Here is a 22,342-nt window from a genome sequence, read left to right on the forward strand (position 1 = left end):
GCGGGCCGCCTCGTCCTCGCTCGGGTCAGCCCCGCCCGTGGAATCGGGCCTGCAGGGCGCGGATCCGGTCGGCGAGGGACTCCACGGGGCCGTCCACGGGCACTCCCGGGGCGACCTCGGCCACCGGCAGCGGGCGCACCGGGCCGGCGGGCACGGCCCACTCCGTCAACCATCCCGTCAACTGGTCTGACGAACTCGCGTACACGATCCTGCCCAGCCCCACCCAGGCGTGCGCGGCCGAGCACATCGGGCAGTGCTCCCCGGAGGTGTACACCGTCGCCGACGCGCGCTCCTCGGGTGTCAGGTTCTGTGCCGCCCACCGGGCGATCGCGAACTCCGGATGTTGCGTGTGGTCGCCACCGGCGACGTGGTTGTGGTCCTCGAACAGCACCTCGCCGGCGGCCGACACCAGGACCGAACCGAAGGGCTCGTCTCCCTTGTCCAGCGCCGCGGCGGCCAGTTCCACCGCGCGCTCCAGATGCCGCAGGTCGGTCTCGTTCACCATGTACGCCCCCGGAAAACCTCGTTGTCGGTGGGTCCCGCGCGAAGCCACGTCGCTCGCATGGACATCAGCATCCGACCGTACAGCCCCGAAGACCGAGAAGCCGTCGTGGCCCTCCCCCCGAGGTCCTGGGAGCCCGTCCACGACTCCCTGGCCCGGGCCTTGGGGGAGACGCTCCACCAGGCTCGTCGCGGACCGGCGCGCCTCACCTACGCCGAGTCCGGTTTCACTCCGCTGCCCATCGTCCGCCATTTCAAGGACAGCTGATCGCGGCCGGCGGCCACCCGGTGGTGGCCGCCCAGGTCTCGGGCTCAGATTCCGACGGTCGCGCGATCGGTGGCCAGGGCCTGAGAGATCTTCGCCGCCAGACGGGCCGAGGGCACGTCGGTGTGCGGACGCCAGGCCAGGTCGCCGAAGGCGCCCGAACCGGCCGGGATCGTGGCGGCCGTCGCCCGGTACAGGTACAGGAAGATGAGGGTCCGGTGCTCGGACCCGTCCGAGGTGGGGGAGTCGTGCACCGGGCCCGGACCCAGGTCGAGCGGCAGGTCGCCGGAGGCCTCCTCCACCTGTCCCGCGACCGGTCCCGCCACCTCGGCCAACCGGGCCCGCGCGGCCTCGTGCAGGGACTCGTCGGTCTCGACGACGGGACCGCCCGGCAACATCCACGAACCACGGTCCCGCACCATCAGCACCCGCCAGCACGGGTCCAGGACCACGGCTCCCGTGGTCACGTGGTCGACCCCCCACCGTTCGGGCGATCCCGGCCCAAGGCCCCCGGCCAGGGCCCGGACCAGGGGAGCGGCCGTGTCGGCCTCCTTGGGGAAACGCTCCAGGTAGTCGTCCACCACGGCGCGGATATGCGTGTTCGGGATGCTCAAAGTCGCTCCAGTCCTTGCATGCACAGGGCGTGACCAGCATCTCCGCTGGAGAAGTGGCTGAACAGCTCCCACGCTGATCGAAGGGCAGGTCGGGAACGGGAAGGGTCCGTGACCGATCGGTCACGGACCCTCGAAGACGTGGCTCAGACCGCCGGAGTGCTCTCGCGGGCGGCCTCGTCCTCCGCGGCGGCCTTCGCGTCCGCCGCCGCCTGCGACCTGGCCATCATCCGATCGTCCACCACTCGGATCACCGTGATCGCCACGATCGCCGCCCCGGCCACGGCCAACCCGGTGAGCACCTTGGTCGGGTCGCTCACGTCCAGGTCGAAGAACCACCGGCCCAACGGCGTCACCATGGCCAACGTCAACAGCCCCACCATGGAGCCGACCAGGACCACCTTCCACCACACGTAGGGCTTGGCCACCAACAAAAGCACCCACAGCGTCGTCGCGCACAGCGTGATCACCACGGCGGTGCGGTCGGAGGGGTCGGGCACCGTGCGACCGCCCAACACCAACAGGTACGTCGTCACCGCCGCGAATCCCGCCACCATCCCCGACGGGATCGCCAGGCGCAGCGTGCGCAGCACGAACCCCGGCCGGACGATGTCGGTGTTGGGCGCCAGAGCCAGGAAGAACGAGGGGATGCCGAACGTCACCGCGTTGATCAGGGTGGCGTGCCGGGGGAAGAAGGGATAGGCCACCGCCAACAAACCCACGATGATCGCCAACGTCATCGTGTACACCGTCTTGGTCAGGAACAGACTCGCCACCCGTTCGATGTTGCCGATCACCCGGCGCCCCTCGGCCACCACCTTCGGCAGCACAGCGAACCGATCGTCCAACAACACCAACTGGGCCACCGAACGCGACGCCGGGCTGCCCGCGCCCATCGCCACACCGATGTCGGCCTCCTTCAGGGCGAGCACGTCGTTGACGCCGTCACCGGTCATGGCCACCGTGCGCCCGCGGTCGCGCAGGCCGCGCACCATGTCCCGCTTGCGTTCGGGGCTCACGCGACCGAACGACGAAGAGGCCTCCACCTGGCGCGCGAGTGTCTCGGGGTCCTCCGGCAGCTCCCGAGCGTCCACCGGTCGGTCCGCGCCGGGCAGGGAGAGCTCACGGCCCACGGCGCCCACCGAGGCGGCGTGGTCGCCCGAGACGATCTTGACGTCCACACCCTGGGCGGCGAAGTAGTCCAGGGTCGGTCCGGCGTCCTCGCGCACCCGCTGGTCCAGGACCACCAGGGACACCGGGCGAACGGTGCCCGGGGCGAGCTCGTCGTCGACCCGCACCGATGCGCGGGCCAGCAACAGCACCCGAAGCCCCTGGGCGCCCAACCTGGCGGCCTCGGCCGCCGCGGGGGAGTCCGACGGAGACAGGACGTCGGCCGCACCCAGTACCCAGTGCTCCTCCCCTGTGGGGGTGAACAGGCTCGCTCCGCTCCACTTGCGCGCCGAGGAGAACGGGGCCAGCGCCGTCACCCGCCATCCCGGGGCCGGTCGTCCTTGGGCGGTGAGGCCCTCGGCGATCGCGACCATGCTGGGATTGGGATCGGGGTCGCTGTCCGCCAGCGCCGCCAACACGAGGGTGGGGGCGGAAACGGGTTCGCCATTCGTCCCGGTGGCGGCACCGCCCAGCTCACGGACCTCGGCGAGCTTCATTCCGACCTCGGTCAGCGTGCCGGTCTTGTCGGTGCACACCACGTCCACGCGGGCCAGTCCCTCGATCGCCGGTAGCTCCTGTACCAGGCACCGATGCCGACCCAACCGGATCACACCGACCGCGAACGCGATGCTGGTGAGCAGGATGAGCCCCTCGGGGATCATGGACACCAACGCCGCCACCATGCTGCGCAGGGCATCGGCCAGGGGGCCGGAGATCCCACCGCTGACGGGTTCGGCGTCCAGGGTGACGTGGCCGCCCATGAAGAGCTGGCTGTAGATCAACAGGGCGCCGATCGGGAACAGCGCGAAGGTGATCCAGCGCAGGATCAGGTCGATCCCCGAACGTAGTTCCGAACGCACCAGGGAGAACCGGCTCGCCTCCTCGGCCAGACGTACCGCGTAGGCGTGGCGCCCCACCTTGGTCGCCCGGAAGCGGCCCGTGCCCGCCACCACGAAGCTGCCCGACATCACTGTGTCGCCCGGTTGCTTGAGCACCGGGTCGGCCTCACCGGTCAGCAGCGACTCGTCGATCTCCAGTCCGCCGACCCAGGTCACCTCGCCGTCCACGACGACCTGGTCGCCGACACCGACCTCCAGGACCTCGTCGAGGACGATCTCCTGGGTGGCCACGCGGACCGTCGAGCCGTCGCGGACCACCCGGGGCCGGGCGGCGTTGACGATGGCGAGCTTGTCCAGGGTCCGCTTGGCCCGCAGTTCCTGGACGATGCCGATGAACGTGTTGATCACGATGACCATGGCGAACAGGCCGTCCTGGACGGGGCCGATCAACGCGATGATGGAGAACAGCACCGCGATCATCGCGTTGATGCGGGTGAAGACGTTGCCGCGGATGATCTGGCCGACACCTCGGCTCGCCCGGACCGGGACGTCGTTGGTACGTCCGGTGGCCACGCGTTCGGCGACCTCCCGTTGCGAGAGCCCGGGCTCGTCCGGGGGACCCATCGGCGACCCCGCCGGTCCCGAAGAGGAGCCCGGGTCTGTCGCTGTGGAGGACGGCCCCCGGGGGTTCGGGTCTGCTGCTTCGGGCACGCGTGGCTCCTGGTCGGGCAAGGAAGTACGAAGGAACCGAGACGGCGCCGTCGGAAGGGACGCCCCGTCCCACCGGTCCCTGTGTCAACGAGAACAAGCGTAGAACGACCCAGGGTAGAAGAGTCCCGGTGGGAAAGCGCTAAAGTCGGCCATCCGATCCCAAGGGGGCGCACCCCACCCGGACAGGGGAGCGAGCACCACCGGAGCCGTGAGGAACCATCCTCGTGGACTCGCAGGGTTCGTCCTGGAGCAGACGACGTCAGGGGGATGGATGTGCACCGTCATCGTCGGGTTCGACCCGGACGCGACCACACCGTTGGTCGTGGTCGCGTTGCGGGACGAGATGCGATCACGTCCCTGGGAGGGGCCCGCCCACCACTGGCCCGAGCGCCCTACGCTGATCGGCGGCCGTGACCGGCTCGCCGGCGGGACCTGGTTGGCCGTCGATCCGACGGGGCCGAGAACGGCGGCGCTGCTCAACGGGTGGCCTTGGGACGGTCGCATGCCCTGGGAGGGCGCCTACCCGGCGAGCAGGGGTGAACTGCCGTTGCGCGCGCTCGCGCGCCACGCGCGCGATCCGAGGGGCGGCCGGAGCCCGTTGGAGGGAGAGGACCCCACCCGGTACGCGCCCTTCCACCTGTTGGACGCGGACGCGCGCCACGCCACGCTGCACAGCTGGGACGGGCGTTGCCTGGACACTCGATCGTTGCCCACGGGGGTGACCACGATCGTCAACACGGGGCTGGATCCGGCCGACCCGCGCGCAGCCCGGCACACGCCGGAGTTCGCTCGGACCCGTCCCGATCCCGACCTGGCCGCATTCGACACCCTCGTTATGGACACGGGCGAGGAGGCCGTCCGGCGGGTCTGGGGGCGGTGGCCGGAGTTGGTCACCGAGGCCGCCCGGGCGAAGCCGAGGACACCCGGTACGGGACCGGAGCAGGGTGACCCGTCGGGGCTCGTCGCCCACGCGGACCTGGGCGACGGCCAGGTGTGGGGGACCGGATCGGTCACCCTGCTGGCCTTGGCCCGGGACGGGGTGCGCTACGCCTTCACCGACGCTCCGGACCGACCGGAGGCCTGGCGGATGGTCCCGACCTGACATCGGGCGCGCCCGCGAAGCGGAACCCGTCGGCGCTCCACCCGGTCAAAGAAACAGGAAGAACAGTGCCGCCGTGAGGGTCACGGTCACGAAGGCGATGATCGCGAGGAGGGCGTTGGACCGGAAACGCTTGTCGTCGTCGGCCTTGAAGGGGGTGAAGGTGTCTTCCATGGCCACATTATGTCGCATCCCGAGATGGCCGGTCATGTTCCGTCGAGGAACCACAGGGGACGCTCCACGAGCCCTCGGTGGTCGGCCGATCGCGGGTTGCCGTGCCCGGTTCGACGGGTAGGAGAATCCTTCTCGTAGAAGTTTTCCGAAAGCGCGTCATAGGTGAGGTACGGGAGAGTCTCCTCTGAGACAGCAGTCAACGCCGATCACTTCTCGAGGAACAAGCCATGATGAGCGCCCGCCCCGTTTCCACTTCCGCCCTGCGTCCCATGGGCGATCCCGCCGAACTGGTGGGACAGTGGGTCCGGGTGTACGACGACGGCACCGTCGGCCTGCTCCTGGCCGCCGACAACACCTTCTGGAGCATGCGCACCCCCACCGGGATCCGCTCCGGGACGGGACGCCTGGCCGCCGAGCCGGTGACCGAGCGGCCTCAGGCCAAGCCCGTCCGTCGGCGGCTGCGCGCGATGATGGACGACCCAGGGTTCCCTGCCTCGGAGGACTTGGACCTCCTCGACCTGCAGTTGGCCGCTCACCCCTGAGCATCCCTTCCTCCCTGGTCGCCGGGCGTGGGCGGCCAGGGGGCTGTGAGCCATCGCCTAAAGCACACGTAAACCGCCAGTGCGGACGAGGCGTCTCTCTGTGTGACGGACCGGACGGCCGTCGCGGCGCGAGCCGACAGGTGGGGGGTGTCCGTGACCGACCGGAGTGGTCACTATCTGGAGTCGGGTGCGTACTGGTTGCTGTACGTCGTCTCCGTCAGCGGAGCGCTGTTGCACTGGCGGCTGGGGAACGAGATCCTCGCCGCGGTCTGCGGTGCCACCGCCGTTCTCAGCGCGCTCCTCATCGGTCGTGGATCCTTCCCCTTCGCCGCCCAGCAGCGGTGAGCGGCGAGATATTCCCACATGATCTGCGGTCATCATCACCTGGGGACCCACCCGATATGGGTGCTTTCGTCGACCGGACGTGCGGATAGTCTGCCCTCATGCGTTCATGGTCTGCGCCTGACATCGTCCCCCTGCCGGGTACCGGCGGTCCCCTGCGTATCCGCGACACCGCGACCGGACGGATACGAACGACCACACCGGGTCCCACCGCGGGCGTGTACGCCTGCGGGATCACCCCCTACGACGCCGCCCATCTGGGTCACGCGTTCACGTACCTGACCTTCGACCTGGTCAACCGGGTGTGGCGGGACGCCGGACACGACGTGAACTACGTCCAGAACACGACCGACATCGACGACCCACTCCTGGAACGCGCGGAGGCCACCGGGGTCGATTGGCGGGATCTGGCCCACCGAGAGATCGACGTCTTCCGTGAGGACATGGCGGCCCTGTCGATCATCCCGCCGACCTCCTACGTCGGCGTGGTGGAGTCGGTCGACCTCATCAGCGAACTCGCCGTACGCATTCGGGAGACCGGCGCCGCCTACGAGATCGACGGAGACCTGTACTTCTCCGTGGCCAAGGCCCAGAGGTTCGGCGAGATCGGGAACCTGGACCGCGCGCAGATGTTGGAGCTGTTCGGGCAGCGCGGTGGCGACCCCGAGCGCTCCGGCAAGAAGGATCCACTCGACTGGTTGCTGTGGAAGGCGGAGCGTCCCGGAGAACCCGCCTGGAACAGCCCCTTGGGTCGCGGCCGACCCGGTTGGCACATCGAGTGCAGCGCGATCGCCCTGGACCGGCTGGGCCCGGGTTTCGACATCAACGGTGGCGGTAACGACCTGATCTTCCCGCACCACGAGATGGGCGCGGCCGAGACCCGCTGCGTCACCGGCGGGCCCAACGCCCACAACCACCTGCACGTGGGCATGGTCGGTCTGAACGGCGAGAAGATGTCCAAGTCGCTGGGCAACCTCGTGTTCGTCTCCAAGCTGCGCCGGCAGGGCGTGGATCCGGCCGTCATCCGCCTGGCCATGCTCGGCCACCACTACCGTGACGCGTGGGAGTGGACCGATGTCGAGCTGCCCGCCGCCACCGAACGCGCCGAGCGCTGGCGGGCCGCCTTCGCCCTGGGCGCGGGACCCGACGCCGCCCCCGTGCTCGCCGCGGTACGCGCCGCCCTGGCCGAGGACCTGGACTCCCCGACGGCATTGGCAGCGGTGGACGGCTGGGCCACCGCCGCGCTGACCGAGGGAGGCACCGACACCGGTGCTCCCGCGTTGGCCCGTGCCACCGCCGACACCCTCTTGGGCGTCAGGCTCTGATCCGGTCCGTGCCCGTCCGATCGTGGCGGGCACGGAAGGACCCGGACTCGTCACGGCCCCTCAGGACGCGGAATGACCGGGAAAACGTGGGCCCGGCGGCTGTTCGGGCAGCAACCGCACCACCGGGACCCCGTGGCGCGGGTCGGCGCCGAGCCGTTCGTACACGTGCGGGTCCCCTTCGACGTCGTGTCCCAGCGCCCGCATGAGCGCCTCGACCGCTTCGGGGTGCTTCTGCGCCTGATGGGTCAGGACCCGTCCCGACTCCGCCGGTGGCAGCGGAACCGCGGTGCCTCGCCTGCGTTCCCGCCCCACCTGGAACAACACCCGCGGTTCGCGCGCGATGTTACGGAACCACTGCGCCCGATCCCCGAACCCGGAGGCCACCAGGACCGCCCCGGTGACGGAGTTGGTGTCCAAGACCTCCAACACCGCCTGGCGGGGTTCGCCGGTGCTGCGGCCCCGGTGGGTGAGAAGGACGAAACGGCCGCCCATCAGGTCGCCCAACCCGAGTCGGTACAACCAGATCGGGGTGCGCAGCACGGCCCGCCCCAGCGGGGTCTCGGGCGGTGACTGCTCGTGCGCCGGTAGTGGACGCGTCATGATGCCTCCTGGGCCGGGGGTCGGAACGGCCCGATGGTAGTGAGGCGAGACCGTTCTGGCACGGGTGCCACGCCGGCGCCCTGCCCCGACGTCCGTTATGCAGGGATCGATGTGGATTCATCGTGTCCACCTGTGGCCACGACATGGCCGAAACACCCACAAAGCTCTCCCCGGCGTGGTGGGATGTCGCGCATGACCTCGACCAACACCCCCACCCGGCCCAGCGCCGCGGCGGAACTCATCGCGGACTTCGTCTCCACCGGAGGTCGCCTCAGTGACCGGGCCGACCTCGCGGGCTTCCTGCGCGAACACCACCTGGTCACCGAGGGGGCGATCCCCATCACCCTTGCGGACCTGGACGAGGCCCTCACCCTGCGCGACGGAATCCGCGCCCTCTTGGACCGTGACACCGAACCCGACCCCGAGACGCTGGCCCGGGCCCAGAAGGTCCTGGACGGGCTGCGCGTGACCGTGCGCCTGGAACCCGATGGGCACTCCGAGTCTCCACTGGCCCCGGCCGTGGTCGACGAGGTTCGCCGCGGGCTGGCCCGCATCGCCGGGGCCTGGGCCGCGGTCCTCGCCGGCGGGGAATGGCGCAGCTTGCGGATCTAGACGAGTAATTCCAAGGGGCGGGGGCGCCCCACCATCTGCTTCCGACCCCGCATGCCCGACCCCCACCTGGCCGAATGTTCGAGAACGGGCTCGGTCTACTTGCTCGGCGTCCAGGACAGGTACCGAGCGCGGACAAGAACCACTACGGGCGTGCCTTCGAGTAGTCGCCTGCCCGGGCGGGGCCGTTCTTGCCGCGTCCGGCCCGTGAGGACGAGTTCTCACGGGCCGGAGCGGAGCTCTACCGACCGTGCGGCACGAGAGCCGCACTCCCGGGCAGGGCGATCGTCCGGGTGCTCCAGCGGGTCCTGGCACCGACCGTGGCCATCTGGCACAGCGACCGCGCCGGCCGGCCCTACGTTGCCTGACCCTACGATCACCGACCCCGTGTACTCATCTAGGGGCGCCCCTCGGCTCTCTCAGGAACGGTGGTGTTCGAAGAACTCCTCCCAACGGGGGATGATGCCCTCCAACTGGTAAAGGGAGGAGGCCTCCAAGGCGTGGGCGCCCATACGGTGGCGTTCCTCTCGGTCCTCCACCAGGCGAAGCAGCGACCGCCCCAGCGCCGCGGTGTCCTGTGGTGGCACGAGCAGCCCCGTACGTTCGTGTTCGATGATCTCTCCGGGGCCGTGCGGGCAGTCGAAGCTCACCACCGGTAGCCCGACGGAGAAGGCCTCCACGATGGTCATCCCGAAGCCCTCCACCTTGGAGCTGACCCCGAGGATGGAGGCCTTGGACAGCTCCGAGGTCAGGTCACGGGTTTGGCCCATGAGCTTGACGCTGTCCTGGACACCGTGCTTGCGAGCGGCCTCCTCGATCTGGGCCGACCTGTCCCCGCTGCCGTAGATGCGCAGACTCCAGTCGGGGTGCTCGGCGGCCACCTGGCTGAACGCCTCGACCAGCTTCGGGTACTGCTTGACCGGGGACAGGCGTCCCGCGGCCGCGATCACCGGTTCGTCCAGGGTGGACGGGGTCGGTTCGCCCGGGTCCACGGCGTTGGGGATCACGGTGAGGAAGTCGGCGTCCGGACGCAGCAGTCGCCGGTAGGCGTCCCGGTCGGTCTCGGTGAGTACGCTCAGCCCGTCCAGGTTCCGGTAGCGTCGCTCGATCGCCTTGACCAGGTCCGGCTTGTGCTCGTTCAGGTTGAGGTGTTCCTGGCCGATGAGGCACAGACGCTTGGGAGCCCAGGCCGCCAAAAGCAGGTTGATGCCGGGACGGGTGCCGATCACCACGTCGGCGTCGGTGGTGCGCAGGTATCGGTGCAGCCCCGAGACGGCCTCGGGGCTGAAGTTCTGGTTGCGCTTCAGCTCGGACTCGGGCACCACCGAACCCATCCGTCGAGTCCAGCGTCGACGGCCGAAGGCACCGAGGGTCGGTTCCTCGGTGGTGTGATCGTGCAAAGGCCACAGCCGCACCCCGTCGGGCAGCTTGAAGAAGGGTGCCTTGCGCCTGCGGGCCAGGCTGACGATCTCGACCTCGTGCCGCTCGGAAAGCCCGCGGGCGAGGTTGTACACGGTTCGCACCGTGCCGCCCATGGCATAGCCGTTGGCGATGACGAAGGCGATTTTCATCTGTGTTGTACCCCCCGTTCCCTCCCCGCGCGGAAGGAAGGGATGATCGGTCCGGCCAACCGGAGGCGTCGCCGTCGGGGTAGGGCGGACGTGGAGACGTCCCGTCGTTCCCCCCGGCGCGACGGGTGCCCCACTCGCGATCACCTCCGGTCCGCGAGCCGTGTTCTCGGAACCTATCGCCCGCGGGCTAAAATACGCGTAACAGAGAGCTCGGGCCCGGCGTGTCGCCGTTCACCGTTCGCCTGCCCGGCCCGTCGTTCCGCGCGGGCCGCGCGGTCAATCGTCGTCGTGGCGGCGTAGGTAACGCTCGAACGCCTGGGCGATGGCGTCGCCGGAGGCCTCGGGAAGCTCCACGGTGTCCTTGGCCTCCTCCAGGCCGCGCACGTAGGCGGCGATGTCCTCGTCTTCGGCGGTGAGGTCGTCGACCCCGGCCTCCCACTTGACCGACTCCTCCGGCAGTTCGCCGAGCGGAACCCGGGCCCCGGTGAACTCCTGCACCCAGCCCAGCAACGCCATGGTCGCCTTCGGGCACGGGGGCTGGGCCACGTAGTGGGGGATGGCCGACCACAGCGACACCGTCTCGATGCCCGCGGCGCTGAACCCCTCGTGCACCACGCCGACGATTCCGGTGGGGCCGGAGTAGGTGGAGGCCTCCATGCCGTGGCGTTCGCCCAGTTGCGGTGGGGAGGACATACCCGTCACCGGGACGGGGCGGGTGTGCGGGGCGTCGGCCAGCAGGGAGCCCAACAGCACCGCGCGCCGCACCCCCAGTTCACGGGCGATCGCCAACAGGTCGGCGGCGTAGGAACGCCAACGGACGTTGGGTTCGGGGCCGCTCACCAGAACCAGGTCGCGGGACGAACCGGGTGGGCGGACCACGCTCACCCGGGTGGTGGGCCACTCGACCTCGCTCAGCCGCCCGTCGACCACGGACATGCGCGGTCGGGCGACCTGGAAGTCGTAGTAGTCGTCCGGAGCCAGGGCGCACAGTTCACGGGCGTCCCATTGCTCGGACAGGTGTTCCACGGCGAGGCTCGCCGCCTCGCCGGCGTCGTTCCACCCTTCGAACGCCGCCACCATCACAGGCTCGACGAGCTCTCGGTCGAGCTGGATCATGCACGGCCCCTTCCTGAACGCGGACGCGTCCCACTCTATGGGGTGGCGCCAGGCCCGGGAAACCGTTCCCCGAGCTCCGCCGAGCGGGTCGACCCACCCGACTTTGGGACACCCGTCTCACGTGGCGAAACAGTCGATGGGGTAGCCTCGGCACCAGCGACTGACCAGGACACCGATGTCCCAGACCGCTTCCACCGTCGTGCGTCGTGGTTCCTCACGGTGCCGTTCGTCACGAGCGACTCCCCAGGGTTCCACGATGCCCCGAGATTAGAGTTGCCGACTATGAGAGATCGACGGACATTCCGTGAAGCACTGTCCCAGCGCGTGGTCGTTGCGGACGGGGCGATGGGCACCATGTTGCAGGCGCACGATCTCGACCTCGACCAGTTCGAGGGGCACGAGGGTTGCAATGACATCCTCAACTTCACCCGGCCTGACATCATCCGGGAGACCCACGCCGCCTTCTTCGAGGTCGGGTCCGACTGCGTCGAGACCAATACCTTCTCCGCCAACTTCGGTGGGCTGATCGAGTACGGGATCCAGGACCGTACCTACGAGGTCGCCGAAGCGGGTGCCCGTATCGCCCGTGAGACCGCCGACGAGTACTCCACCGCCGACCAACCCCGCTACGTACTGGGCTCCGTCGGCCCCGGAACGCGGCTACCGACCCTGGGCCACAACCCCTACGCGCTGCTGCGCGACTACTACGAACAGGCCGGACGAGGACTCATCGACGGTGGCGCGGACGCCATCCTCATCGAGACCTGTCAGGACCTGCTACAGGTCAAGGCCGCGGTGGTGGGCGCCAAGCGGGCCCGCAAGGCACTGGGCAAGGACATCCCGATCATCGCCCAGGTCAGCATCGAGACCAGCGGCACCATGCTCATGGGTTCGGAGATCGGCGCCGCGCTGACCTCACTGGAACCACTGGGCATCGACGTCATCGGGCTCAACTGCTCCACCGGCCCGGCCGAGATGAGCGAGCACCTGCGCTACCTGTCACACCACTCCACCATTCCGATCTCCTGCATGCCCAACGCCGGGCTGCCGGAACTGGGCCCCAACGGGGCGGTCTACAACCTTTCCCCGGAGGCGCTCACCGACGCCCACGACACCTTCACCTCCGAGTTCGGGCTCAGCCTGGTCGGCGGTTGCTGTGGAACCACCCCCGAGCACCTGCGCCAGGTCGTGGAGCGGGTCCAGGGACGCGGGATCAAGAACCGCAAGCCCTTGGTGGAGCCCTCGGTCTCCTCGCTCTACCAGAGCGTGCCGTTCCGTCAGGACGCCAGTTACCTGGCCGTGGGCGAGCGAACCAACGCCAACGGTTCCAAGAAGTTCCGTGAGGCCATGTTGGCCGAGCGGTGGGACGACTGCGTGGAGTTGGCCCGCGACCAGATCCGCGACGGCGCCCACATCCTCGACCTCAACATCGACTACGTGGGCCGTGACGGCGTCGCCGACATGCACGAGCTCGCCACCCGCTTCGCCACCGCCTCCACCCTGCCGATCATGCTCGACTCCACCGAACCGCCGGTCCTGGAGGCCGGGCTGGAGGCGATGGGCGGCCGCGCGGTGATCAACTCCGTCAACTACGAGGACGGCGAGGGCCCCGGCACCCGGTTCGACCGCATCATGGAGCTGGCCTCCGAACACGGCGCCGCCGTGGTCGGTCTGTGCATCGACGAGAACGGCCAGGCCCGCACCGCCGAACACAAGGTGCGGGTGGCCTCCCGTCTCATCGATCAGCTCACCGGCGAGTGGGGGATGCGCACCGGTGACATCGTCATCGACTGCCTCACCTTCCCCATCACCACCGGGCAGGAGGAGACTCGCAGGGACGGGATCGAGACCCTCGAAGCGATCCGTGAGCTCAAGCGTCGTTACCCGGACGTGCAGACCACTCTGGGTCTGTCCAACCTGTCCTTCGGCGTGAACCCGGCCGCCCGCATCGTGCTGAACTCGGCGTTCCTGCACGAGGCGGTCCAGGTGGGTCTGGACTCGGCGATCGTGCACGCCTCCAAGATCCTGCCGATCAACCAGATCCCCGAGGACCAGCTCAAGGTCGCCCTCGACATGATCTATGACCGGCGTGAGGGCGACTACGACCCGCTGGGCGTCTTCATCGACATGTTCACCGGGGTGGACGCCCAGTCCATGAAGGCCTCCCGAGCCGAGGAACTGGCCGCGCTGCCGTTGTGGGAGCGCTTGGAGCGTCGCATCATCGACGGCGAGCTCACCGACATCGAGGCGGACCTGGACGAGGCGTTGGCCGAGCGTCCGGCCCTGGCCATCGTCAACGACACCCTCCTGGCGGGCATGAAGACCGTCGGTGAGCTGTTCGGCTCCGGCCAGATGCAGCTGCCGTTCGTCCTCAAGTCGGCCGAGGTCATGAAGTCGGCCGTGGCCTACCTCGAACCGCACATGGAGAAGACCGACGACGACGGCAAGGGCCGTATCGTGCTCGCGACCGTCAAGGGCGACGTCCACGACATCGGTAAGAACCTCGTCGACATCATCCTGTCCAACAACGGCTACGAGGTCGTCAACCTCGGCATCAAGCAGCCGGTCTCGGCGATCCTGGAGGCCGCCGAGGAGAAGCGGGCCGACGTCATCGGAATGTCGGGGCTGCTCGTCAAGTCCACGGTGGTCATGAAGGAGAACCTGGAGGAGATGAACTCCCGGGGGATGTCGGCGAACTTCCCCGTGCTGTTGGGCGGCGCGGCGCTCACCCGCTCCTACGTGGAGCAGGACCTGGCCGAGATGTTCGGCGGTGAGGTCCGCTACGCCAAGGACGCCTTCGAGGGGCTGCGCCTGATGGACACCATCATGGCGGTCAAGCGCGGCGAGGAGGGCGCCAAACTGCCCGAACTGCGTCAGCGCAGGGTCAAGCGGGGCGCCACCCTCAAGGTCACCGAACCCGAGGACATGCCCGCCCGCAGCGACGTGTCGACCACCAACAAGGTGCCCACGCCGCCGTTCTGGGGCGACCGCATCAGCAAGGGCATCCCGCTGGCCGACTACGCCTCCTTCCTCGACGAACGCGCCACGTTCATGGGGCAGTGGGGGCTGAAGGCCTCCCGCGGCGGCAACGGTCCCACCTACGAGGAGCTGGTGGAGACCGAGGGGCGTCCGCGCATGCGGATGTGGTTGGACCGGATCCAGACCCAGGGTCTGCTGGAGGCCGCGGTCGTGCACGGCCACTATCCTTGCTACAGCGAGGGTGATGACCTGGTCGTGCTCGACGATGACGGGGTCACCGAACGCACCCGCTTCACGTTCCCGCGTCAGCGCCGCGACCGGCACCTGTGCCTGTCGGACTTCTTCCGGCCCAAGGAGTCGGGGGAGTTGGACGTGGTCTCCTTCCAGGTGGTGACGGTCGGTTCGGCGATCAGCCGGGCCACCGCGGAATTGTTCCAGAAGAACGCCTACCGCGACTACCTGGAGCTGCACGGCCTGTCCGTACAGCTGACCGAGGCGCTGGCCGAGTACTGGCACACCAGGGTCCGCGCGGAGCTGGGCTTCGCGGGGGAGGACCCGGCCGAGCTGGACGCCTTCTTCAAGCTCGGTTACCGGGGCGCCCGGTTCTCCCTGGGTTATGGGGCCTGCCCCGACCTGGAGGACCGCGCCAAGATCACGAAGCTGCTGGCGCCGGAGCGGGTGGGGGTGACGTTGTCCGAGGAGTACCAGCTTGTTCCCGAACAGGCCACCGACGCGATCGTCATTCATCACCCCGAGGCGACATACTTCAACGTCTGACCGGCTCAGGTGAGGCCCCACCGGCGTTCCGGCGCGGGTGGGGCCTCTCCCCATGTCGGGTCCGACGCCCACGAGTCGAGAAGAGTCATGAGCACTGTGAGTTCCCAACCGTCCGAGTCCCTTCGAGCCCCCGCCACCCAGGAGTCCGGCCGCCGCCTGCAAGCGGTCCTGCTGGACATGGACGGCACCCTCATCGAGAGCGAACACCTGTGGAACGAGTCGGAGGCGGAACTCGTCGCCGAATTGGGTGGGGTGTGGACCGAACGGGACCATCTGGCCAACGTGGGTAATGCTGCCACCCCGGTGGGGCGTTACATCGTCGAGTTGACCGGGGCCGACCTCACTCCGAGACAGGTCGCCGACCGGCTCTACGACCGTTTCCGAGCAAAGCTGGAGCAGGGCGCGGAACTGCGGCCCGGTGCCAAGGAACTGGTCACCATGCTGTCGGAGGCGGGCGTTCCGGTGGCGTTGGTGACCTCCACCGAACGCGAACTCGTGGCCACCGCCATCGGCGGGATCGGCCTGGAGAGCTTCGACGACTCGGTGGCGGGTGACGAGGTCGAGGCCAACAAACCCCATCCCGATCCCTACCTCAGGGCCGCGCGTCGCCTGGGCGTGGACCCGAGGCGGTGCGTGGCCGTGGAGGACTCGGTGGTGGGAGTGACCTCGGCCGCCGACGCGGGGTGCGCGACCGTCGCCATTCCGAACCACATCGAGGTCCCGCCCCGCGAGGGCGTGGTGTTCCGGGACAGCCTGGTCGGGGTCGACCTGGACTGGCTGGAGTCCTTGGTCGCCGACCGCTGACACTCCCGGACCGTGCACGCCGTCCACCCGCCAAGAGAGCGGTGGGTGACCCGCCCTAGGGGATGAGCCGGATGTGTGTTCGTGCGCGGGATGGGAGACTGGCCCTATGCCTGAGACACTGACTATGACGTCCGGCCTCACCTTGGGAGCGGCCCTCGCGGCGGTGGGCCTGATCATCACGTTCTTCGTGTGGCGACGCAAGGGCCTGGCCTTCGGGTTGCGCGGCCTGGCCTGGTCGATGCTTCCGCTGGTGGCGGGTCTGCTCGGCCTGATGAACGTCATCATGCAGTTCGTGCTCGGACTCTTCGGTGTACTGGCCGGCCTGGTGTTCAACCCGATCGTGTGGGCCGGCGTGGCACTGGTGCCGCTGATGGTGATCCTGTACGTGGCCTCCGGCTTCATGAAGGCGCGGGGGATCGGCGTGAAGCGACCAGGGGCCAAGGGCAAGACCCCGGAGGGCGGGGACGCGCCGGCCGGAGGGCAGGGTGCTCCCGCGGCGGGACCGGCCAAGCCCGCCGCCGGTCAGGTCGAGGCGCCACCGCAGAAGAAGGCCGGCGGAGACGAGGACTTCGACGACATCGAGGCGCTGCTGCGCAAGCACGGCATCGAGTGACCCAGAGTCGGCGCAGGCCCGGGATCGGTAAAGCGCCGGTCACGTCGGCATCACGAAAGCGGTTCCGCTCAGGCGGAGCCGCCGTTTTTTATTTGTTTACCATTACGTAGCGGATTCGCCCGATTACTTAACGGTTCATAGCATCTCGCATAGTGTGCGGCTATGCGTTCCCTTCTGGTGCTCCTCCTCATATGGTGTGGGGGTCGTGGCGACGCATCGTCCCTGTTCAGGCCCCATCGTCGGTTGAGTCACGCTTTGTGTGCTTTAGTCTCCATGTAGGTCCATTGTTAGCTTTGGTTACGATTTAGCCACATGGACTTGGTTTGGACGGTGAGCTCGCCGTGGGCGAGTAAATTGGTCGTTGTGTAACATCCAGGGCAAAACGGTCCGCTGGGTGTCCAAGATCACCAAGCGATCCAGGACCCGTGGTCCGGCGCCGGTGGGGTGGGCGATCCTCCCTCCTCACAGAGCGTGAAGTCCAGCCAGCCAGTGTCGAGATCCGACCGGCCCCACCGTGAGACCTCGCAGGGTCGACCCCCTGAGCGCTCACGTGTGGGTTCTGTCCTCTCGGTCAGAAGCGCAAGAGTGGAGAGTGGTGGCCTGATGAGTGCGCCCTCGCAAGTCCCTGAGTCGGCGGAAGACGCCGACACCGCGGACGTCGCAGCGGCGGCCACCCAAGGTCGCAGTGACGCCGACAACCGGTCCCTGAAGCAGATCGCCTGGCAGCGCCTACGCCGTGACAAGGTCGCCATGATCTCCGGCGTCGTCGTGGTGCTGCTCATCCTGGCGGCGATCTTCGCGCCGTTGTTGGCCAAGTGGTTCGGGCATCCGCCCACCCAGTTCCACCAGGACCTGATCGAGCCCAGCCGACGCCTTCCCTACATCGACCCCGCAAACCCCGACGCGGGCGTCGACCGTTGGGGCGGGATCAGCGGCGACCACCTGCTCGGTGTCGAGCCCACGACCGGTCGCGACCTGTTCAGCAGGATCCTCTACGGCGCCCAGATCTCCTTGCTGGTCGCCTTCCTGGCCACCCTGGTCTGTGTCGCCCTGGGCACCATCCTGGGTATCATCGCCGGTTACGTGGGCGGCTGGGTCGACACCCTCATCAGCCGGGCCATGGACATCTTCCTGGCCTTCCCGCTGATGCTGTTCGCCATCGCCCTGGTCGGCGTCATCCCGGACGGGGTCTTGGGGTTGACCGGCAACGGGCTCCGAATCGGCGTCATCGTCTTCATCATCGGCTTCTTCAACTGGCCCTACATCGCGCGCATCGTCCGCGGTCAGACCCTCGCCCTGCGCGAGCGGGAGTTCGTGGAGGCAGCCAAAAGCCTGGGCGCCGGCAACCGGCACATCCTTCTCAAGGAGATCCTGCCGAACCTGATCACGCCGGTCATCGTCTACGCCACACTCCTGATCCCCACGAACATCCTGTTCGAAGCGGCACTGAGCTTCCTGGGCGTCGGTATCAACCCGCCCACCCCCAGCTGGGGCAAGATGCTCTCCGAAGCTGTGCCGTTCTTCCGTGAGGCGCCCTACTTCATCATCTTCCCCGGTATGGCCATCTTCATCACCGTGCTCGCGTTCAACCTGTTCGGTGACGGCCTCCGTGACGCCTTCGATCCTAAGACCTCCGATTGACCCCCGCTCGTGCGGGGCGACGATCACCCTCCCCCCGCGCGGGCGTGGATCAACCCGCGGGTCCAACCATCCCCACATCAGGTTCCCAGAGAGGTAGTTCCTTGAGGAAGCGCACCTTCGGCTTCGTCGCGCTCGGCGCGGCGGCCACCCTGCTGCTATCCGCTTGTGGCGGTTCCGCCACCGGCGGGGGCTCTGAGTCGGAGAACGAGTTCGACCAGGGCTCGACCCAGCTCGTCAACCCGTCCGACAAGACCGGTGGTACCCTGAAGTACGCCATCGAGGCGGACTTCGACTCCGCCGACCCGGGCAACACCTACTACGGGTGGAGCTGGAACTTCCAGCGCTACTACGCCCGTACGCTGCTCTCCTTCACCCCGGAGCCGGGTGAGGCCGCGACCGAGCTGATGCCCGACCTGGCCAAGGCGATGCCCGAGCCCAACGACGACTTCACCGAGTGGACCGTCGAGATCCAGGAGGGCCTCAAGTACGAGGACGGCTCCGAGATCGTGGCCGAGGACATCAAGTACGCCATCGCGCGCTCCAACTTCAACGGTGGCACGCTCTCCTTGGGCCCGCAGTACTTCTCCGCGCACCTGGACCAGGACGACCACAACGTCTACGAGGGTTCGGACCCGCTCGCGGGCTTCGACTCCATCGAGACCCCGGACGACTACACCCTGGTCTTCCACCTCAAGGACTCCTTCTCCGAGTTCCCGAACGTCCTGACCCAGCTCCAGACCGCCCCCGTGCCGATCGAGGCCGACAAGGGCGAGCTCTACCAGGAGAACGTGCTCTCCTCGGGCCCGTACAAGTTCGACGGGAACTACCAGCCCGGCGTCCAGCTGCACCTGGAGCGCAACGAGCACTGGGACCCCGACACCGACCCGGTGCGCCCGGCCCTGCCGGACCGCGTCGAGCTCGAGATCGGCGTCGCCCAGGACGAGATCGACCAGCGTCTGGTCAACGGCGACATCGACGTCGACGCTCGCGGCACCGGTGTGGGCCCGGCCATGCGCTCCACCCTGCTCGACGACGAGGCCGTCCAGGGCAACCTGGACAACCCGTACACCGGCGCCCTGCGCTACATGAACATCCACACCCCGATCATCGAGGACGTGGCCTGCCGCCAGGCCATCATGTACGCGGTCGACCGCGACAGCATGTGGCGCGCCTGGGGCGGCGAGCCCGGTGGTGACATCGCCACCAACCTGCTGCCGCCGGCGATCCCGGGTTCCAACCCGGAGTCGGACCTGTACCCGTCCGAGGACGGCAAGGGTGACCTCGACGCGGCACAGAGCAAGCTCGAGGCCTGTGGCGAGGAGGACGGCTTCAGCACCACGCTCGCCGTCCGCGCCGAGAACGACAACGAGGTGCAGACCGCGGAGTCCGTCAAGGAGGCCCTCGCTCGCGTCAACATCGACGTGAACATCGAGTCCTACCCCACGGCCGACTTCTTCGGTCAGTACGCCGGTTCCCAGGACTTCGTCCGTGAGAACGACATCGGCCTGAGCCTCTCCGGCTGGGGTCCGGACTGGCCCAGCGGTTACGGCTTCGCCTCCAAGATCACCCACGGCGACGCGATCATGGAGACCGGTAACTTCAACACCTCCGAGCTCGACGACCCCGAGATCAACGGTCTTTGGGACGACGCCCTGCTCACCGAGGACCCCGATGAGCGCGCGGCCATCTACGAGCAGATCGACACCCTCGTCATGGAGAACGCCGCCATCCTGCCGGTGGTCTTCGACAAGTCGCTGATCTACCGCTCGGACGAGCTGACGAACGTGTTCTACCAGCCCGCGTTCATGATGTACGACCTGATGCCGCTGGGCGTCGACCGGGACTAGCAGTCCCCACTACCAGCCTGAACTAGTACGAAAAGGCAGGTGAGAGCGGCGGGGCACCCGAGGTGATCCCTTGGGTGCCCCGTCCGCCGACTGCGATGCTGAACTATATTCTTCGCCGCCTTGGGGCGGGTCTTCTGCTTCTCGTCGTCGTTACCGCGGTGACCTTCTGGATCTTCTACGTCCTGCCCAGGTGGGCGGGCGTCACCCCGCAGGGCATGGCGGCGATGTACGTGGGCAAGGCGCCCACCCCGGAGGCGATCCAGGCCACCGTGGATCGCCTTGGCCTCGACCAGCCGATCGCGGTCCAGTTCGTGGAGTTCCTCCGCACCCTGATCTTCGGCCAGGAGTTCACCTTCGGCCGTCAGACCGTCGAGTGCGCGGCCCCCTGCCTGGGCTACTCCTTCAGCACCAACTCTCCGGTCCTGCCCCAGATCCTCGACCGTCTCCCCGTCACCCTGTCCCTGGGGCTGGGCGCGGCGGTCATCTGGGTCATCGGTGGTGTCGGCGTCGGTGTCCTCTCCGCGGTCAAGAAGGGCAGTGTCTTCGACCGTCTGGCCATGGGCGCGGCCCTCGCGGGTGTGTCCCTGCCCATCTACTTCACCGGTCTGCTGGCCTTGGCCTTCCTGGTCCACCAGTGGGGACTGTTCCCGGTGTCGCGCTACGTCCCCTTCACCGAGGACCCCGTCGCCTGGTACCAGGTCATGCTCCTGCCCTGGATCACCCTGGCGTTCCTGCACGCCGCCCAGTACGCCCGCCAGACTCGCGCGGGCATGCTGGAAACGCTCAACGAGGACTACATCCGCACCGCGCGGGCCAAGGGCCTGAGCGAGCGCAAGGTGATCTTCAAGCACGCCCTGCGTCCCACCCTGACCCCGATCCTCACCATCCTCGGTCTGGACATCGGCATGGTCCTGGGCGGCGCGATCCTCACCGAGAAGGTGTTCTCCCTGAACGGTGTGGGCGCCTACGCGATCGACTCGATCGTCTCCAAGGACCTGCCCGTGATCCTGGGAGTCACGCTCCTGGGCGCCGTGTTCATCGTGGTGTGCAACCTGATCGTCGACCTCCTGTACCCGGTCGTCGACCCGCGGGTGCGGATCACCGCGTGACGCGTGTCAGCGTGAACACCAGACCAGCTCTACCGAAGGAAAAGTGACATGGCCTCGACCGGATCGGCTGCCTCCGACGCAGTCGTGCGCGTGGACGACCTGCGGGTGACGTTCCCGACGATGGACGGAGACGTCCATGCCGTCAAGGGACTGTCCTTCGAGGTCCCGGCCGGTGGCGCCCTGGGCATCGTGGGCGAGTCGGGCTCGGGCAAGAGCGTGACCTCGCTGGCCCTGATGGGTCTGCACCGGGGCAGCCGCGCCCAGATCACCGGTTCCATCGAGGTGGCCGGGCAGAACGTGGTGACCGCGAGCGACAAGAAGATGCGCCAGATGCGCGGCAACGACATCGCGATGGTCTTCCAGGACCCGATGCAGTCGCTGCACCCGCAGTACACCATCGGTAACCAGCTCATCGAGGCCTACCAGGTGCACAACCCCAAGGCCTCCAAGAGCGCGGCGCGCAAGCGTGCCGTGGAGGCCCTGGGCCGGGTCGGTATCCCCGAGCCGGAGAAGCGGATCAACTCCTACCCGCACGAGTTCTCCGGTGGTATGCGTCAGCGCGTGGTGATCGCCATGGGGTTGATGTGCGATCCCAAGGTGCTGCTCGCGGACGAGCCCACCACGGCCCTGGACGTCACGGTCCAGGCCCAGGTCCTGGACCTTCTCGACGAGCTGCGGCGTGACCTGAACATGGCGCTCATCCTGGTCTCGCACGACCTGGCCGTCGTGGCCGGTTCGGTGGACGAGGTCGTGGTGATGCGCCACGGTCAGGCCGTCGAGCGCGGCGACGTGCGCAAGGTCCTCTCCAAGCCCGAGCATCCCTACACCCAGGCGCTGCTGGACGCGGTGCCGCGTGTGGAGGTCTCCCGGGCCCAGCGTCGCGCCCGGGACCGCGCCGACCGTATCGATCGGGACAAGCGCGAGGGCACCGTCACCAAGCCCGGTGACTTCGAGGCCTTCACCCCCGCGACCACCGAGGGCGAGCCGCTGCTGAGCGTGCGCGACATCGCCCAGTGCTTCAAGGTCCGTGGTGGTATGTGGGGCCGCTCCAGCGACTTCTGGGCGGTCAGGGGTGTGAGCTTCGACCTGTACAAGGG

20 protein-coding genes are annotated in these 22,342 nt (G+C 68.3%); 13 read left to right on the forward strand and 7 right to left on the reverse strand.

All coding sequences use genetic code 11. From position 1 onward, the window contains the following. Window positions 1-25 precede the first annotated feature (25 nt). Window positions 26-505, reverse strand: coding sequence for a nucleoside deaminase (locus NLI01S_RS22950; RefSeq protein WP_067608355.1), 480 nt, complete (start codon window positions 503-505; stop codon window positions 26-28). A gap of 57 nt (window positions 506-562) precedes the next feature. Here NLI01S_RS22950 and NLI01S_RS22955 point away from each other — a divergent pair, with 57 nt between their 5' ends. After that, window positions 563-769 (forward strand): hypothetical protein, encoded by a 207-nt coding sequence (locus tag NLI01S_RS22955; protein ID WP_067608357.1) that lies wholly within the window; start codon window positions 563-565, stop codon window positions 767-769. A 44-nt stretch (window positions 770-813) separates the two neighbouring features. Here NLI01S_RS22955 and NLI01S_RS22960 read toward each other — a convergent pair whose 3' ends face one another. Continuing rightward, window positions 814-1,380 (reverse strand): NUDIX domain-containing protein, encoded by a 567-nt coding sequence (locus tag NLI01S_RS22960; protein ID WP_067608360.1) that lies wholly within the window; start codon window positions 1,378-1,380, stop codon window positions 814-816. 143 nt (window positions 1,381-1,523) lie between these two features. After that, window positions 1,524-4,010: an HAD-IC family P-type ATPase gene (locus NLI01S_RS22965; RefSeq protein ID WP_067608364.1), complete on the reverse strand. Its 2,487-nt coding sequence runs from the start codon at window positions 4,008-4,010 to the stop codon at window positions 1,524-1,526. A 358-nt stretch (window positions 4,011-4,368) separates the two neighbouring features. Between NLI01S_RS22965 and NLI01S_RS22970 the strand changes: the two genes are divergently transcribed. Further along, on the forward strand, window positions 4,369-5,199 hold the full coding sequence (locus NLI01S_RS22970) for an NRDE family protein (RefSeq protein ID WP_067608368.1): 831 nt from the start codon (window positions 4,369-4,371) through the stop codon (window positions 5,197-5,199). 45 nt (window positions 5,200-5,244) lie between these two features. Here NLI01S_RS22970 and NLI01S_RS26630 read toward each other — a convergent pair whose 3' ends face one another. Next, the gene (locus NLI01S_RS26630; protein WP_263363339.1) at window positions 5,245-5,370 is read right to left on the reverse strand and encodes a hypothetical protein; all 126 of its coding nucleotides are present in this window, start codon (window positions 5,368-5,370) and stop codon (window positions 5,245-5,247) included. 230 nt (window positions 5,371-5,600) lie between these two features. Between NLI01S_RS26630 and NLI01S_RS22975 the strand changes: the two genes are divergently transcribed. The 3 genes from NLI01S_RS22975 to mshC all read left to right on the forward strand — a co-directional run bounded on the left by NLI01S_RS22975 (window position 5,601) and on the right by mshC (window position 7,579). Continuing rightward, window positions 5,601-5,912: a hypothetical protein gene (locus tag NLI01S_RS22975; RefSeq protein WP_223809347.1), complete on the forward strand. Its 312-nt coding sequence runs from the start codon at window positions 5,601-5,603 to the stop codon at window positions 5,910-5,912. 153 nt (window positions 5,913-6,065) lie between these two features. Further along, window positions 6,066-6,257: a hypothetical protein gene (locus NLI01S_RS22980; RefSeq protein ID WP_157091114.1), complete on the forward strand. Its 192-nt coding sequence runs from the start codon at window positions 6,066-6,068 to the stop codon at window positions 6,255-6,257. Between the two features lie 98 nt (window positions 6,258-6,355). Further along, a complete protein-coding gene (gene mshC / locus NLI01S_RS22985; protein ID WP_084392828.1) occupies window positions 6,356-7,579 on the forward strand; it encodes a cysteine--1-D-myo-inosityl 2-amino-2-deoxy-alpha-D-glucopyranoside ligase in 1,224 nt (407 codons plus the stop codon). Window positions 7,580-7,639: 60 nt separating this feature from the next. Here mshC and NLI01S_RS22990 read toward each other — a convergent pair whose 3' ends face one another. Beyond that, complete coding sequence (locus tag NLI01S_RS22990) at window positions 7,640-8,179, reverse strand: nitroreductase family deazaflavin-dependent oxidoreductase (RefSeq protein ID WP_067608380.1); 540 nt, start codon at window positions 8,177-8,179, stop codon at window positions 7,640-7,642. Window positions 8,180-8,371: 192 nt separating this feature from the next. On the opposite strand from NLI01S_RS22990, the gene NLI01S_RS22995 reads away from it, so the two are divergent. Next, window positions 8,372-8,791, forward strand: a complete 420-nt coding sequence (locus NLI01S_RS22995) for an ABATE domain-containing protein (RefSeq protein ID WP_067608405.1) — start codon at window positions 8,372-8,374, stop codon at window positions 8,789-8,791. A 416-nt stretch (window positions 8,792-9,207) separates the two neighbouring features. Here NLI01S_RS22995 and NLI01S_RS23000 read toward each other — a convergent pair whose 3' ends face one another. Beyond that, complete coding sequence (locus NLI01S_RS23000) at window positions 9,208-10,359, reverse strand: glycosyltransferase family 4 protein (protein ID WP_067608383.1); 1,152 nt, start codon at window positions 10,357-10,359, stop codon at window positions 9,208-9,210. Between the two features lie 276 nt (window positions 10,360-10,635). Further along, window positions 10,636-11,475 carry a PAC2 family protein gene (locus tag NLI01S_RS23005; RefSeq protein ID WP_067608386.1) on the reverse strand — a complete coding sequence of 280 codons (840 nt, stop codon included), beginning with the start codon at window positions 11,473-11,475 and terminating at the stop codon, window positions 10,636-10,638. A gap of 282 nt (window positions 11,476-11,757) precedes the next feature. Here NLI01S_RS23005 and metH point away from each other — a divergent pair, with 282 nt between their 5' ends. The 7 genes from metH to NLI01S_RS23040 all read left to right on the forward strand — a co-directional run. After that, a complete protein-coding gene (metH, locus tag NLI01S_RS23010) occupies window positions 11,758-15,231 on the forward strand; it encodes a methionine synthase (protein ID WP_084392830.1) in 3,474 nt (1,157 codons plus the stop codon). A gap of 87 nt (window positions 15,232-15,318) precedes the next feature. Further along, complete coding sequence (locus NLI01S_RS23015; protein WP_157091115.1) at window positions 15,319-16,035, forward strand: HAD family hydrolase; 717 nt, start codon at window positions 15,319-15,321, stop codon at window positions 16,033-16,035. 106 nt (window positions 16,036-16,141) lie between these two features. Then, the gene (locus NLI01S_RS23020) at window positions 16,142-16,648 is read left to right on the forward strand and encodes a cellulose synthase (protein WP_223809348.1); all 507 of its coding nucleotides are present in this window, start codon (window positions 16,142-16,144) and stop codon (window positions 16,646-16,648) included. A 603-nt stretch (window positions 16,649-17,251) separates the two neighbouring features. After that, window positions 17,252-18,289: an ABC transporter permease gene (locus NLI01S_RS23025; protein WP_067608395.1), complete on the forward strand. Its 1,038-nt coding sequence runs from the start codon at window positions 17,252-17,254 to the stop codon at window positions 18,287-18,289. A 101-nt stretch (window positions 18,290-18,390) separates the two neighbouring features. Next, window positions 18,391-20,136, forward strand: coding sequence for an ABC transporter substrate-binding protein (locus tag NLI01S_RS23030; RefSeq protein ID WP_067608399.1), 1,746 nt, complete (start codon window positions 18,391-18,393; stop codon window positions 20,134-20,136). Between the two features lie 95 nt (window positions 20,137-20,231). Further along, entirely contained in the window at window positions 20,232-21,245 is a 1,014-nt protein-coding gene (locus NLI01S_RS23035; protein ID WP_067608402.1) for an ABC transporter permease, read from the forward strand. Between the two features lie 48 nt (window positions 21,246-21,293). Beyond that, window positions 21,294-22,342 (forward strand): ATP-binding cassette domain-containing protein (locus tag NLI01S_RS23040; RefSeq protein WP_157091116.1); only part of this gene is annotated, 1,049 nt, incomplete at its 3' end.

Origin of the sequence: Nocardiopsis listeri NBRC 13360 (assembly GCF_001570765.1) — a bacterium.
GTDB lineage: Bacteria > Actinomycetota > Actinomycetes > Streptosporangiales > Streptosporangiaceae > Nocardiopsis > Nocardiopsis listeri.